Raw genomic sequence first — 14,976 nt, 5'->3', positions numbered from 1 at the left:
GGCTGGCGTGCGCTGCGGGAGGTCGGCGGCGGTGTGTCGAGTGGCGGCGGTGGCCGGACACGAAATCGCCGAGCTGATGCCCGCCCATGGCGCTCGCCACGATGTGATGATGACTGGATGGTCAGCAATCCTTCCGCAGAGCGGCGATCGGAGTCCGTGCAAGTTGCTCTGACCAGTGGTGTAGTCGATCGTCCTCGGGTATCGGACTCCCGGACTCGTGCCATCGAGCAACTCGAAAGCTACCGAACGCAGGGGCAGGACGCGCCGTACGACGAATGCGGTGAGTCGACCGACGGCTACTACGACGAACTGATCGAGCCGACGGGACGGATACGCGGCCGGTGGTCGGAGCTGTCGAACGATTTCGCCGAGCTCGACGCTGATGGCCTCGACCGGCTCGACGGCAGGGTGCGCAGGCTGATCGCCGATGACGGCATCACCTACACCGAGGTCGGCAGGGACGGGTCGACGCCATGGCGGCTGGACCCCGTCCCGCTGCTGGTCGCGGCCGACGACTGGGCCGGACTGGAAGCCGGTCTCGTGCAACGCTCCCGCGTGCTCGACGAGGTACTCACCGACATCTACGGTCCGCGCCGCACACTGACCTCGGGTTTGCTTCCGCCCGAGGTGGTATTCGGCCACAATGGTTATCTCCGTGCGGCACACGGCATTACGGTGCCCGGACAGCATCAGCTGTTCCTACACGGCTGTGACATCAGCCGGTGGGCCGACGGGCGCTTCCGTGTACTGGCCGACCACGCGCAAACCCCTTCGGGTGCGGGATACGCGCTCGCCGACCGCAGGGTGGTGTCCACGGCGATCCCCGAATCGTTCGAGCATGCCGACCCGCGTCCGCTCGGCCCCTTCGCGCGGGCGATGCGGCTGCTGCTGATCGAGGCGGCGCAGACCGGTGACGGGGACGAGCCGGTCGTCGTTGTGCTCAGTCCAGGCGCGCACGCCGATACCGCCTTCGACCAGGCACACCTCGCGTCGATACTCGGGTTTCCCCTGGTGGAGAGTGCGGATCTGGTGGTGCGCGACGGCGCGTTGTTGATGCGTTCGCTCGGCACGTTGAAACGTGTCGACGTGGTGTTGCGTCGACTGGACGCGCGGTGCTGCGACCCGCTGGACCTGAGTCCGGATTCCGGCAGCGGGGTGGTGGGGTTGGTGGAGGCGCTGCGGCGCGGTGCTGTGACGGTGGTGAACACGTTGGGCAGCGGATTACTGGAGAATCCGGCGTTGGCGGCGTTGCTGCCCCGGGTGGCGCGCACGCTGCTCGGGGAGGATTTGCTGCTGGAGAGCGCGCCGTCGTACTGGGGCGGCGACGACGTGCAGCGCGCGCACCTGATCACCAACCTGCACCGCCTGGTGCTCCGGTCGGCGGTGGACGGCAGCACCGTATTCGGGCCAGGCTTGTCGATTCGGCAGCGCGCGGAATTGAAGGCGAAGATCCAACAGACCGGGTGGCAGTGGGTCGGTCAGGAACCCGCGCAGTTCTCGGTAGCGCCCTCGGTGCGCGCCGGCGCGTTGGCTTCGGCGCCGGTCGGGATGCGGCTGTTCACCATTGCCAGACGGGACGGCCACATGGCGATGACCGGCGGCCTCGGACAGATGCGTGCGCGCGGTGACGATCGCACGGCCACCAAGGTGGCGGCCAAAGACGTATGGGTCAAGGCCGAGCCCAGTCGTTCGGCGGCAGTTGCCGCCGAAACCACCCGCGCGCAACGGGATCGGCGCAGCACCGTGGCCGAGACGATCAGTTCACCCCGTGTACTCGAGGCCCAGTTCCGGATGGGCCGTTACGGCGAACGCGCCGAGGCGGTCATACGCCTACTCATCGCGACTCACGACCGCTACCAGGACTACCGCTACCGCCCATGGTTAGCGGGCGTCGAGGCGCTGCCGGTACTGATGGACGCGCTCGCCGCCACCACCTCCACTGCCGCACCTGCCGTCACGTTCGGCCGAGCGGGTGTGGCTGAGGACGACCCGGTTCAGTCGGTCGAGCCGGGGGCGAAGGTGGGTCGCGGTGGTGCGGTTGCGGAAAGTGCGGGTGCTGGGGGCCAGGTGGAGCGGGCGGCGCCCGATACGACGCAGGCGGTTGCGGCACAGTCGGATTCGAGTCGGCCGGGATCGGGTGGAGATGATCGGGTCCGGGGAGATGCGAACCGCGAGGGTGTAGCTCGTCGGGGTCCGGCGGTGAATAACGGGGTGGTGTCAGGTGGTGGCTCGCGTGCCGCGGAACAAGAAGGCAAGGAACGCCATGATGTGCGGGGTCCTGGTTCGGTCTCGGAGGGCGCTGTGGAGTTCGGCTCGTCGGTGCGTGGGGCAGGCGGCGGTGTAGTGGGACCGGCTGGGGCTGAGCGTGACTCCGGTGCGGGCGTATCGGCGGATGTGGATCGGCATGCGGTCGACTCGCGGGGTGTGCGGGGGGAAGAAGCGGGTAGATCAGGGTTGTCTGGTGCCGCGCGCGCGGGGCATGACTACTTGGTGTCGTTGACCGTCGATCGTGAGATGTGTGGGTCGCTCGCCTTCGCGGTGGACGGATACGGGAGCGCCGCGCGCTCGGTGCGTGATCAACTTTCGGCGGACACCTGGATGATTCTCGGCGCCGTCGATCGTGCGATCGCCGACTACCGGGACGGGACGCGGGATTCGTCGCTGTCGTCGGTCCATTCGTTGACCCTCGCCGCGCTACTGGCGCTGTCGGGAATCGCCGCCGAATCCCATGTGCGCGATACCGGTTGGACCGTGCTCGACATCGGTAAACGGATCGAGCGTGGGCTCGCGCTCACCGGCGTGCTTTCGGCCGCGTTCGTGCGCACCTGCCCTGCGGAAGCCGAACGGGTGATCACCGAATCGGTCTTACGCGCCACCGAATCCGCCGTGAGTTACCGCCGCCGCTACGGGGATTCGGTGCGCATCGCCTCGGTCGCGCGACTGCTGCTGTTCGACACCGGCAATCCGAGATCGCTGGCCTACCAACTCGACCGGCTCGACGACGATTTCGCGGCCTTGCCGAGCGCGGCGAGTTCGGCGCGTGCGCAACGATTGCTCGCCGACGCCAAACGCGTGCTGCGCCGCGTGGACCCCGACGACCTCGATATCGTCGACGAGGATTGCGATAGAACCGAACTCGCGGAATTGCTCGCGGAGATAGATCTGCGACTACGCGAACTGGCCGAGGTGTTCGAGACCGGTGCGCTCTCCCCGCCGTCGGGCACGCGTCCGCTGTGGGGTGACGCGGGCGGCGATGCTCGAGTGAAGGATGACTCGGCCTTGCAGGTCTCGGCTTTGCAGGACTCGGCCTTGCAGGACTCGGTAGGGCGTGACTCGGTGGGACGTGGCCTGGCGTTGCGTGATTCGGCCGCGCGTGACCGGGCAGGGCGTGATTCGGCCGCGCGTGATTCGGTGGGGCGCGACTCGGGAGGGTGCGACTCGGCAGGGCGTGATTCGGTGGGGGGTGATTCGGGAGGGCGCGATTCGGTGGAGCGTGACCGGGCAGGGCGCGACCTGGCAGGGCGTGATTCGGGAGGGCGCGATTCGGTGGGGGGTGATTCGGCAGGGTGCGACTCGGCAGGGCGTGATTCGGTGGAGCGTGATTCGGTGGAGCGTGACCGGGCAGGGCGCGACTCGGCAAGGAGTGATTCGGCAGGGCATGACCCGGCAGCGCATGATTCGGCAGCGCATGATTCGGTGGGGCGTGACCCGGCAGCGTATGACTCGGCGCTGAACGACCCGGCGCCGCAGAACCCGGCGCCGCAGAACCCGGCGCCGCAGAACCCGGCGCCGCAGAACCCGGCGCCGCAGAACCCGGCGCCGCAGAGTCCGGCGCCGATTGACGGAGCGTCCGAATGAGCGGCGAGGTGGAGTTCTCGGGGCGCTACCGGATCAGGCACGTCACCACCTACGCCTATTCCGACGAGGTCGGCGGCTCCTACGGCCGGGCCTATCTGACCCCGCGCACCTTGCCTCGGCAACGCGTTCTCGGCCATGAGCTGCGCATCGACCCGCAGCCGTCGGATCGTTCGGTCGGCCCCGACGTCTACGGCAACACCACCGCCTACTTCCAGGTCAGTGCGGCACATGACCAGCTCGTGGTGACCGGCGAATCGCTCGTCGAGGTCGCCGCACCCGATCCGACCGTGCTCGAGTTGGCTGGACAGCCGTGGGAGCAGATGCGGCCGACCACCAACCCGCTTGCCGTCGAATTCACCCTCGACCTCCAGCCTGCGGAGATCACCGAGGAAGTGACCGCCTACGCCGCCGAATCATTCACGCCGAGTAGGCCTTTGCGCGAGGCCGTCGCCGAACTTTTCCACCGCGTGCACACCGATTTCGGCTATCGCTCCGGTTCCACGACCGTCGCGACGAAGGTCGCCGACGTATTCGCCGCACGCACCGGCGTCTGCCAGGACTTCGCCCGAATCGGCGTGGCCTGCCTACGTTCCCACGGCCTCGCCGCCCGCTACGTCTCCGGATACCTGGCCACCGATCCACCGCCCGGCGGCCGACGCGTCGTCGGCGCCGACGCCACCCACGCCTGGTCGGCGGTGTGGATCCCGAGCACCGAACCCGGCACCGGCCACTGGCTCGACTTCGACCCCACCAACAACCAATTCGCCGACACCCGCTACATCACCCTCGCCTGGGGTCGCGACTACACCGACGTCCCCCCGCTGCGCGGAATCATCTACACCGACGCCGCCCAAAGCACCATCACCGTCTCGGTAGACGTCATCCCCGCCTAGCCGCCGCCCCACCAGGATGCCCGCGTCAGCGAGTTCCCCGCTGATCATGAAACCCCGATGAGCCTTCGGTCAAAGGTTCGATGCCGCTCGGACGCTCGGCGCCCCCGAGCCACCACAGTCGCGAGCCCCCACCACCCACGCGATGCGATCGCGCTGAGTCAGCAGGACTCAGGTGCGGAGTCCATCAAGCTGCGCCGCCGAGTTGTCCTGGTGATCTTGGTGATAGTGCCCAGCCGATATCCGCGCACGGTGTCCGACAACGGCATCCGGAAGTTCGCGATGGCGTCGCGGATCGGTTCGACCGCCGTGTCACCGCCCACCCGCAGAGAGCGCCCCACCACATCGGCCAGCAAGCTGAAGTGGTGTGCCTTGTCTTTGGCGCACCTGGTCAATGGCCGGGCGAGCACCGGCTTGTCGAGCGGCGATGCCGAGATGTCCCGGTGATCTTGGTGGCCCGGCTCGCGGGGCACAGGGGCCGCGGAGTCTTCGCGCGTACGGCCAACCGAGCTCGCTACCCTCGCGGACGCGGTCGAGTCCGGATCGCCGGAGCTGCCTGTCGAGTTGGTCGGGTCGCACCGCTGAATTGTCTGGCGATCTTGGTGGTTGGGCGCTAACTCCTACGTGCGGAGGCGTTCTTTGCGGAGTTGGTCTACCTCGGGCAGGTCCAGTGGGGGCAGAGAATCGATGCCGAGGGCCCGGGTGAGCAGAAGGTCGGCCAGTTCCGGGTTGCGGGCGAGGGCTGGGCCGTGCATGTAGGTGCCGATCACCGAGCCCTGGACCACGCCTTCCAGGCCGTCACCGATGCCGTTGCCGATGCCGCGGGTCACCTTGGCGAAAGGGGTCGCGTCGCCGCCGAGTTTCGTGCCACCGCGGTGGTTTTCGAATCCGGTGAGAGCGGCGGTGAGCTCCGGCAGCAACGGTGTGGTCGTCACCTCGCCGATGGCACGCTTGGCCTGCGGCGTTGTGGTCGCGTCGAGCAGGCCGACACCGTCGACGCGCTCGCCCTCGGCGGTCTCGTACCACTCGCCGAGCACCTGGATCGCCGCGCAGATCGCCAGCACCGGAGCACCTTTCGCGGCCGCCTCCTGCAAACCGGGGTACTGCTGGAGATGTCTCGTCGCCAGCCGCTGCGCCGAATCCTCCGCGCCACCCAGTGCGTAGAGATCCAGCGAATTCGGCACCGGTTGCGGCAGCGTGATTTCCACGATCTCCGCGTCGTAGCCGCGCATCCGCAGCCGCTGCCGCAGCACCAGCGCGTTGCCGCCGTCGCCGTAGGTACCCATCACATCCGGCAGCACCAGGCCGATGCGCACAGTGGATTCGCTCATGCCGTCCGCTCCTCGAGGCCACGGTTCAGATCACGGAACGCGGTGTAGTTCGCCAGCACCTCGACGTGCCCCGCCGGACAGGACGCGATGGCGCGCACCGGATCGGCGATGGTTTCGTGCCGCACACCGGCATAGGTGAGGCGCACCGCGAGATCGGTGGCGCGTTCACCGGAGGCCACCACCTGCACCCCCTCGAAGTGCTCGAAACGCACATCCCACAGCCAGGACAAGTCCTCACCGTCGGGCACCTGGCCGTTCACGGCGATCACCAAACCCGCCGACGACGGTTCGATCATCGACAGCGCTTCCTGCCAGCCCGCGGGATTCTTCGCCAGCAACAACCGCGCGGCATGCTCGCCGACTCGCACCGTCCGGTAGCGGCCCGCGATCTCACGCACGGTGGCCGCCGCCGCGACCGCGCCCTCGGCATCGGCGCCGAGAGCGACCGCCGCGGCTACCGCCTGCGCTGCGTTACCTCGGTTCGCGCGCCCGGGCAAGGCAAGCTCCAGCGGGAAACGTCGACCGGTGTCATCGACGAGATCGTTGCCGTCCAGCCACCAATTCGGTTCGGGCCGTTGGAAATCCGTGCCGGTGCTGTGCCAGTGCGCACCCTCCCAGAGCACCGGCTCACCGCTGCGCGGGCAGCTGGTGGCGTCCATCGCCCAGCCGCCGCCCGCGGCCACCCACACCACGTTCGGGTGGTCGTAGGCGATCGAGGTGATCAGTACGTCGTCGCAGTTCGCGATGACCACGGTGTCGGGATGCCTGGCCAAACCCGCGCGCAGCTTGCGTTCGATCATGTTGATCTCGCCGACCCGGTCGAGCTGGTCGCGGCTGAGGTTCAGCAGCACCACCGCCGCAGGATTCAACGAATCGGTGACATGCGGCAGATGCAACTCGTCCACCTCGATCGCCGCCAACTCGGCCGCGCGGTCGAGGTTGAGCGCGGCGACGATGCCCGCGTCCATATTGGCGCCGTCGGCCTGGGTGGCCACCCGACCGAGGGTGCCCAGGGCCGCCGCGGTCATCCTGGTGGTGGTCGACTTGCCGTTCGTTCCGGTGATCAACACCGTGCGACGGTCGCGGCCGAGCTGATCCATGATCGTCTTGTCGATCAGCAGGGCGATCAGCCCGCCGATCATCGAACCCTTGCCGCGGCCCGCCTTCTGCGAGGCCCACGAGGCCGTCGCCGCCGCCCGCAGCGCGATTCGCCCGCGCACCGTTATGTTTGCCACGCGGCGAGTCTATGTTCGTCGCCGTCGGTGTTCGACACGACGTCCGTCGCGGTGCGCCTCGTGTGGCGTAATCCACTCGGTAGCGCACTTCGCGAGAGCCGCGTGGAGGCTCAGCCCTTGTACAGATACTTCTCGTAGAGCTCCGGCGCGTAATGCCGCTCCAACTCCTCGACCGACTCGGCGATGTCGGTGCGGATCTCCTTCACCAGCCGCGCCTGGCTCGGCAGCGTGTCGTCCTGCCACTCGTCGGGTTCCCAGAGATGGCTGCGCATGATCGCCTTGGCGCAATGGTGCATCACCTGCTCCACGTCGACCTCGATCGCCATGATCGGGCGATGTCCGCGCACCAACATGTCATCGAAGTAGGGCGCTTCGCGGACCAGGCGAGCGCGACCGTTCACCCGGAGCGTGTCGGTCCTGCGCGGAATGAGGAACAGCACGCCCACATGCGGGTTGGTGAGAATGTTGAAGTAGCCGTCGCCGCGCCGATTGCCCGGTCGTTCCGGGATGGCGATCGTGCTGTCGTCGAGCACCTTCACGAATCCAGGCGGATCACCCTTCGGGGAAGCGTCGCAGTTGCCGTCTTCGTCGCTGGTGCTGAGCACGATGAACGGCGAATTGGCGATCCATTCCCGATCCAGCGGGTGCAGCTTCGGCCGGTCCTTGTCGGCAACCCGGGGCGCTACCGCACCGAGGAGCTGCCGCAAATCGGCCGGATCGGTGATCTCGTTGCTGTCCCTGCGCTGGAGCATGCATCGATTGAAACATCGGAGGGGTGGTCGAGGCGATCGAATACCGGTCAGCTGGGGGGAGACAAATCCCACGGAGCTGCGGTTATCGGGTTTGGGGCAGGGTGATTCTTGTTGGAGGGTTGACGTGGTGTGGGTGCTGGTTTTGGTGTTGTCGAGGGTGTGCGGGGTGGTGTGCGGGGGTGAGTGACGGGTGCGGGGTGGTGTGCGGGGGTGAGGATCTCCTCGCTGTGTTTTTTGGCGGCTGGCGCCGCGTGGTTCGCGGCCGGAGAGTCTCGCGTTCGAGTACCCGTTTCTTGCTCCTTCGTCGCCTACGAAACGGGCACTCGAACGCGAGACGGCCGCGAACTTACTGTGCCGGTCTCGCTGCGCTCGGAATAATGGTTTGGCGGCTCGTGCTTTGGTGAGTTTTGTTGGGGTAGCGGGAGTTTCACTGGGTATCAGGGGTGAGCCCGGGGGGTGGTGTTGTGGTTTCCTTGGGCTTTGAGTGTTTGGGGTCAGGTGTCGAAAAGGTTGGGTTGGGCGGTTGCGTAGCGGGATTCGTCCAGGCGGCGCAGTGGGTCCAGTTCGGGGGCGCGGTAGAGGGTGAAGGTGCGGCAGCGGGGTGTGTGCGAGCCGGTGACCTCCAGTAGTGCGTTCACTGCCGCGCGGGCGGACTCGTTGGCGCCCTCCATGGTGGCGAGGTCGATGTTCGTGCGTATGTAATCGCCTGCCAGATAGAGGTTTTCCAGGTTGCCGTGGGGTTCGGGACGGTATTGCCAGGAACCGGCGGTGTTGATCAGCAGTGGGTCCGCGTTGGTGTTGCGGCCGGTGCGCTCCTGCCAGGTGATGCCCGGATCGAGGAACCAGGAATGCAGGTCGGCCTCGCGTAACACGGGTCCTCGGTCGTTGAGGTGCGCGGTCATTTGTGCCCACACCTCGCGGGCGATCTCCTCGTGTGTGCATTCCTTGGCCGGTTTGCCGTAGCGGATGCCGGGGGTGTTCCAGTCGGAGATATCCACCGAGAGGCAGTCGCGCACCGTGCCGTCGCCGTAGGAGTCGAGCTTGTTCGACCACAGGCTGTTCTGACTGATCGAGGTGAGTGCCCACGGCGCATCGATGTAGGCGACGTGGCCGTCGACGATGCCACCTTCGCTGCGCAGGTAATACTGGATGCCGCTCATCCAATCGGTGAAAAGCCGGTCCATTCCTGCCAATTCGGGCCGCACGGCCAACACCTCCGGCGACCACAGTTGCCGTGCGCGTTCCGCGGGCAGTGCGACGAAGAAGTGGTCGGCGTCGATGACTCGGGGTGTGCCGTCGTTGTCGGTCGCGAATGCGCGGCTGATCCTGCGGTCGCGCACGTCCAAACCGGTCACTTCGGTGCCGAGGACCATATTCACGCCGAGTGCCTGGAGTCGCTGCGTCCACGGGTCGATCCACGCGGTGTTGGTCGGGTTGTTCAGTACGCGATCGATGCTGCCGTCGTTGCCGATGCTCAGCGGGTTGCCGAGGAACTGTTCGCCCATCGTGCCGATCGTGCGCACGCTGGCGATGTCGTCCTTCGCGGCGACCAAGAGGCTGGTGAGGCTGCGGGAGATCAGCGCGCGGAATTCGTGTGAGCGTTCGCCCGCGCCGACGAAGTCACGCCATGAGGTGTTTTCCCACTGGCCGAGCCTGCGCGCGTCGCAGCTGCTGTTGAACACCAGCAGGCGGTTCGCGAAGTAGAGCTCTTCGCTCATCGGCATGCGCAGCGCGGTCGCGATGCTCGCGCCCAGCGTCTCGCGGAAGACCTCCGGCGCGATCCCCACCCCGTCGACGCTGAGCGGCACGACGAAATCGTCGCCGTCGAGGCGGGCACCCCTGGCCTGTGGCACCGAGACCAGGTTGTTCCATACGCCGTTCGCGTTGTCCGCGAAAGGGATTCGCCGCATCGTGTCCGGAACATGCTGGTAGAAACCGGGAAAGAAGCGAAACCCGTGTTCGCCGGGCAGTTCTGGCCGACCGTCGCCCGCGCTTCCCGGCACAGGAACGCTGCGCGCCTTCCCACCCCACGCCCGACGCTCATACACCGTCACCGCGAACCCACGCTCGGCCAACTCGTGCGCCGCCGTCAACCCGGCAACCCCACCCCCGAGCACCGCGACGCGCCGACCACCCGAATCCGCTCCCGCCACAGCGGGTCGCACCGCACCGACAGCACCGGCCGCGACCGCCCCCCGCAACAATCCCCTACGCGAAAAACCCAACCGAATCGCCACCCAACCAACCCTCGACCACGCTTGGGCCCCAACCTATTCCACCCTCCTGAGGCCCGCAGTGCGATCGCAGAGATCCGCTATTCCGTCTCCTTCGGGTGCCCGGTCAAGCACCGTTCGAGCAGCACACGGCCCGCTGTCGCGCTCCCCTTGGGCGTAGGTTCGATGAAGTACCAAAGACGCCCGCCGTCGGTGAACTTGTACTGGAACCGTTCGTAGGTTCTTCCCTGGTAACTGCCATAGCGAAGTCCGCCCTTCAGCGGGTAGATCCTCGCTGACTGCTGCACGGGTTCGCGGGTCAGCGTGTCCCATGCCTCGACCATTGCGTTGCGAGCTGCGGCGAGGCAGTCGATCCATCCCTTTTGTGCCTCGCTGGTGATGAAAACAATCGTGTATTCGGAACGTTTCAATGGTCTCGGGACATCGCGATTCCTACCCACTCGTCGTCCCTGGCGGCTCAGCTACCTCTGGTTCGGGTCGCTCCACCGGCACCGGCTTGTCGAGGTAGGTCAGGTCTGTAGTGCCAAGGCCGAGTCGACTATCCGCGTACGCTGCGGCTGTGTCACGCCAGGCGGCAAGTGTGGTGGAGAGTGCGCTGACTCGACCGATGGCGAGGTCGCCCCGCGCGTGCGCGAGGAAATCAGCGATGAATTCGGTCCGATCTGCCTGTGGCAGCAGCTCGATCCACGGAAATGGGAGCGCGAGTCGCTCCACTAGGCGATCGAGTACCTCGTCGTCCATGACGGCCGCGATCAACAGTGTGAGCGCACTGAGCGTCTCTTCTGTCGCTGCGGCCGCGGCCTCATCGGAAAGACGAACGGACGGCGCGGAACGGCGCAGGAGTGTGATGTCGCCGTTGCGTTCCATGTCGTCGATGATCCGATTCGGGTCGCGTAGGAACTCCGACCATGTGGCTGTCGCATTCATACGGAAATGATATCAGAACTACTTCTGATATTGGAACCGAAAAACGTCAATACACCGCGAGCCGGGTCCGAAGTGCGGACCCGGCTCGCGGTGTGTGCGGTTTTTTCCGTTGTGTTAGTTCTTGCGGCTGCCAGGGGCTTTGGTGCCGGATTTGAAGCCGAGGCCGCCTGGCTTGGCGGTGGGGGGCTTGGCGGCGCCGTTGCTCGGCTGGGTGGAGCCGTTGGTGTGGTCGGGGGAAGTCCCGTTGGTGGGCTCCGGTGATTGCTCAGCGGATTCCGTGGCGGGGGCTTCGGTCGACTCCTCGGGCTCGGCCGGCTTCGGTTCCGGCGCTGCCGGTTCCGACTTCGCCGCTGCCGGGGCGCCGGGCGCCTTGGCTCCCGGTCGCTTGAAGCCCGACTTCATGGCGAGACCCTTGGCGGGGATCGACGGCTTGGTTTCGGTGGGGGCCGAAGCCGTGGCGTCCTCGGTCGCCGCCGACTCTTCAGCCGACGTGTCCTCGGGTGCCGAGGTTTCCGCAGACGGCGCGGGTGCCGCCGCCTTCTTCGCACCGGGTGCCTTGGCGGCGCCCTTCATGCCGAGTCCCTTCACCGGAGGTGCGGCGGGCGTAGGTTCGCTCGCCGCACCGGCGTCGGATACTTCGGTGTCGGATGTCTTGGCGCCTGGGGCCTTGGCGCCGGGCGCCTGCTTGGCTCCCGGTGCCTTGGCGGCGCCCTTCATGCCGAGCCCCTTGACCGGTGGCGCCGCGGGCGTGGATTCGCTCCCCGCCTCGGCTTCCGGTGCTTCGGCGGCCGCGTTGCCCGGTGCCTTCGCGCCCGGTGCTTTGGCGGCGCCCTTCATGCCGAGGCCCTTGCCAGGAGCTTTCGCCGGGCCCTTCATGGCGAGGCCCTTGGCCGGAGCGGCCGGAGCCGAGGTGGTCTCGGCGGCCTCTTCGCCCGCAGGAGCCTTGGCTCCGGGTGCTTTGGCGGCGCCCTTCATACCGAGGCCGCCACCCGCCTTGCCCGGTGCCTTGGCAGGACCCTTCATCGCGAGTCCACCACCGGATGGTGCCGCCTTGGCGGGAGCTTCTGCCTGCTCCGCGGCGGGAGCCTGTGCCGGTTCCGGCTCGGTCTCCTCGTGCGTCTCAGGCGCTTTGGGCTCCTGGACGACGACGAGGTTCTCGGTCAGCGTCGAGGACTCGACCCGGTCGATGGAGTCGAGCATCAGCTGGGCCACGTCGACCACCTCGACGCCTTCGCCCTGCCCGCTGTCCTGGCGTGCGGTGACGCCGTCGGTGAGCATGACGCGGCAGAACGGGCAACCGGTGGCGATCTTGCCGGGTTCGCCGCCGTTCGAGGACGCCAGCGTGTTCAGGCCCTCGTCGACGCGGTCGACATTGATGCGCTTACCGAGCTGTTCTTCCATCCACATCCGCGCGCCACCCGCGCCACAGCACATGGAACGTTCGCCGTGGCGCGGCATCTCCACCAGCGTGGAGCCGGAGGCGGCCATCAGCTCGCGGGGCGCGTCGTAGACCTTGTTGTGCCTGCCGAGGAAGCAGGGATCGTGGTAGGTCACATTGCGCGAGGCCGACGCGACCGGAATCAGCTTCTTCTGCCGGACGAGCCGGTTGAGCAGCTGGGTGTGGTGCACGACGTTGTATTTGCCGCCCAGCTCCGGGTATTCGTTGCTGAGTGCGTTGAAGCAGTGCGCGCAGGTGACGACGATCTGCTTCTTCCTGTCGTCGGCGATGCCCTCGAACACCGAGTCGATGGTCTCGACGTTCTGCTGCGCCAACTGCTGGAACAGGAACTCGTTGCCCGCGCGGCGCGCGGAGTCACCGGTGCAGGTCTCGTCCGCGCCGAGCACCATGAACTTGGTGCCCGCCGTGGCGAGCAGTTCGGCGACGGCCTTGGTGGTCTTCTTGGCGCGGTCCTCGTAGGCACCGGCGCAACCCACCCAGAACAGGTAGTCGTAGCCGTCGAAGCTGTCGGCGTCCTTACCGAAGACGGGAATGTCGAAGTCGACTTCGTTGATCCAGTTGAGCCGGTCCTTGGAGTTCTGGCCCCAGGGGTTGCCCTTGTTCTCCAAGTTCTTGAACAACCCGGCGAGCTCGGAGGGGAAGTCCGATTCGATCAGCACCTGGTAGCGGCGCATGTCGATGATGTGGTCGACGTGCTCGATGTCGACCGGGCACTGTTCGACGCACGCGCCGCAGCTGGTGCAGCTCCACAGCACCTCGGGGTCGATGATGCCGTTGACGTCCTCGCCGCCGACCAGCGGCCGCTCGGATTCGGCGCGCGCGGCGGCCGGGATCTTGGCCAGCGCCTTCTCGTCCGGGTTGCCCTCGTCGTCGACGAGCCCGATCTCGGTGCCCTCGGGGTCGCGACGACCACCGGCGAGCAGGTACGGCGCGACGGCGTCGCCGTGATCGCGCAGCGACATGATCAACAGCTTGGGCGACAACGGCTTTCCGGTGTTCCACGCCGGGCACTGCGACTGGCAACGACCACACTCGGTGCAGGTGGTGAAGTCCAGCCAGCCCTTCCAGGAGAAGTCCTCCATCCGGCCGACACCGAGGGTGTCGGTGTCGGGGTCGACGTTCTCCATCGTGAGGGCTTGACCCTTGGACATCATCGGCTTGGCCGCGCCGAGCGCGACGCCGCCGTCGTCTTCACGCTTGAAGTAGATGTTGAAGAAGGCCGAGAAACGGTGCCAGGCCACGCCCCAGGTGATGTTGCGGCCGACCAGGTAGAGGAAGGCCATGCCGGACATCAGCTTCACGAACGCGAACAGCGCGACCATGGTGGTGTTGGCGGGCAGCAGCTTGGCGACCTGCATCGTGAAGAAGTCGGTCGCCGGGTTCGAGTGGTGGTAGGCGGCGATCTTGCCCGCTTTCACGAAGACCATGCCGAGGCCCTCGATCAGCACGATCAGCTCGATGACGTAGGCGGGCCCGAACTTGGAGCCGCTGAAGCGCGACAGCCGCTCGGGCACACGCGGGTGGTTGAGCTGACGGATGACCATCAACGTGCCGATGCCGAGCACGGTGCCGATACCGAGGATCTCGTCCCACAGGTGGTAGATCGCCCAGTCGCCGAAGATCGGCCAGTGGAATTCGGGATCGAACGTCTGACCGTATGCCTCGAACCACAGGATGAAACCACCCATGAAGCCGATCATCACCAGCCAGTGCGCCCAGCCCACCGTGCGGAATTTGGCCATTCGGGTATGAACGAGGAACTCGACGAGCATCGTCTTCAAGCGGGGGAAGAACGGTCGCCAACGGTCCGGTGCGGGCTGGCCGATCATGATGGCGCGGACGATGCTGCCGACGCCGCCGAAGAACGACGCCCAACACAGGAGGCTGAGCGCCGCCCCAATCGTGCCCAGCGTCACTGTCAGGGCATTCATGTCGCGACCTTTCTTTAGAGGCATCACGAGCGGGGCAGTTCGGAACTGCCCAGTGGGTCGTATCCTAACCGGCGGTAAGTTACTCGTCAGTAACAGGCGTCGGTTTTGGAGTTGTCAGCCGCGCGCCTGCCCCATTTCATAGGGTCTTACTCGCCAGTACGTCTGTGATCAGCATCACATACGATTGCCCAGCGTTGGGGAGGCGCACGGCTGTGCTCACGGTAAACGTCGAGGCAACGGGACTAATCGCTAAGGACAGGCTTAGTCCACAAGGGGTGTAACGCTTCTCGCATACCAGACCGGGTTCGACTACGCTCGCCGACGTTCTTGTCTGTCGTACTTCAAGGTCACCGCTCGGG

Annotated in this window: 10 protein-coding genes; 2 read left to right on the top strand and 8 right to left on the bottom strand. The window is 66.6% G+C overall.

The features are described 5' to 3' along the window. The first annotated feature begins 156 nt into the window (after positions 1-156). Together ABEA50_RS04660 and ABEA50_RS04655 are read left to right on the top strand one after the other, a co-directional pair. Entirely contained in the window at positions 157-3,858 is a 3,702-nt protein-coding gene (locus tag ABEA50_RS04660) for a circularly permuted type 2 ATP-grasp protein (RefSeq protein WP_345493764.1), read from the top strand. Then, a complete protein-coding gene (locus tag ABEA50_RS04655; RefSeq protein WP_345493763.1) occupies positions 3,855-4,751 on the top strand; it encodes a transglutaminase family protein in 897 nt (298 codons plus the stop codon). Before ABEA50_RS04660 ends, ABEA50_RS04655 begins: the two co-directional genes overlap by 4 nt. A 158-nt stretch (positions 4,752-4,909) precedes the next feature. Here ABEA50_RS04655 and ABEA50_RS04650 read toward each other — a convergent pair whose 3' ends face one another. The 8 genes from ABEA50_RS04650 to ABEA50_RS04615 form a co-directional block, all read right to left on the bottom strand. After that, positions 4,910-5,221, bottom strand: coding sequence for a hypothetical protein (locus ABEA50_RS04650; protein WP_345493762.1), 312 nt, complete (start codon positions 5,219-5,221; stop codon positions 4,910-4,912). 147 nt (positions 5,222-5,368) lie between these two features. Continuing rightward, positions 5,369-6,079, bottom strand: coding sequence for a type 1 glutamine amidotransferase (locus ABEA50_RS04645; RefSeq protein ID WP_345493761.1), 711 nt, complete (start codon positions 6,077-6,079; stop codon positions 5,369-5,371). Continuing rightward, on the bottom strand, positions 6,076-7,314 hold the full coding sequence (locus tag ABEA50_RS04640; RefSeq protein WP_345493760.1) for a Mur ligase family protein: 1,239 nt from the start codon (positions 7,312-7,314) through the stop codon (positions 6,076-6,078). The genes ABEA50_RS04645 and ABEA50_RS04640 overlap by 4 nt, the downstream gene beginning before the upstream one ends. Positions 7,315-7,424: 110 nt before the next feature. After that, complete coding sequence (locus tag ABEA50_RS04635; RefSeq protein WP_345493759.1) at positions 7,425-8,066, bottom strand: pyridoxamine 5'-phosphate oxidase family protein; 642 nt, start codon at positions 8,064-8,066, stop codon at positions 7,425-7,427. 494 nt (positions 8,067-8,560) lie between these two features. After that, a complete protein-coding gene (locus tag ABEA50_RS04630) occupies positions 8,561-10,303 on the bottom strand; it encodes a hydroxysqualene dehydroxylase (RefSeq protein WP_345493758.1) in 1,743 nt (580 codons plus the stop codon). 77 nt (positions 10,304-10,380) lie between these two features. Further along, positions 10,381-10,710: a hypothetical protein gene (locus ABEA50_RS04625; protein ID WP_345493757.1), complete on the bottom strand. Its 330-nt coding sequence runs from the start codon at positions 10,708-10,710 to the stop codon at positions 10,381-10,383. A 22-nt stretch (positions 10,711-10,732) separates the two neighbouring features. Beyond that, positions 10,733-11,227 carry a hypothetical protein gene (locus tag ABEA50_RS04620; protein ID WP_345493756.1) on the bottom strand — a complete coding sequence of 165 codons (495 nt, stop codon included), beginning with the start codon at positions 11,225-11,227 and terminating at the stop codon, positions 10,733-10,735. Positions 11,228-11,341: 114 nt separating this feature from the next. Next, complete coding sequence (locus ABEA50_RS04615; protein ID WP_345493755.1) at positions 11,342-14,617, bottom strand: heterodisulfide reductase-related iron-sulfur binding cluster; 3,276 nt, start codon at positions 14,615-14,617, stop codon at positions 11,342-11,344. Between the last annotated feature and the right edge of the window lie 359 nt (positions 14,618-14,976).

The organism is Nocardia callitridis, assembly GCF_039543305.1.
GTDB lineage: Bacteria > Actinomycetota > Actinomycetes > Mycobacteriales > Mycobacteriaceae > Nocardia > Nocardia callitridis.
This window is presented reverse-complemented; position numbering and strand designations above follow the sequence as displayed.

What these genes read in the sequence shown, in the direction of transcription:
- ABEA50_RS04655 (WP_345493763.1), top strand. Translation starts at nt 3,855, where the DNA reads ATGAGCGGCGAGGTGGAGTTCTCGGGGCGCTACCGGATCAGGCACGTC.
- ABEA50_RS04645 (WP_345493761.1), bottom strand. Translation starts at nt 6,079, where the DNA reads ATGAGCGAATCCACTGTGCGCATCGGCCTGGTGCTGCCGGATGTGATG.
- ABEA50_RS04635 (WP_345493759.1), bottom strand. Translation starts at nt 8,066, where the DNA reads ATGCTCCAGCGCAGGGACAGCAACGAGATCACCGATCCGGCCGATTTG.
- ABEA50_RS04620 (WP_345493756.1), bottom strand. Translation starts at nt 11,227, where the DNA reads ATGAATGCGACAGCCACATGGTCGGAGTTCCTACGCGACCCGAATCGG.
- ABEA50_RS04615 (WP_345493755.1), bottom strand. Translation starts at nt 14,617, where the DNA reads ATGAATGCCCTGACAGTGACGCTGGGCACGATTGGGGCGGCGCTCAGC.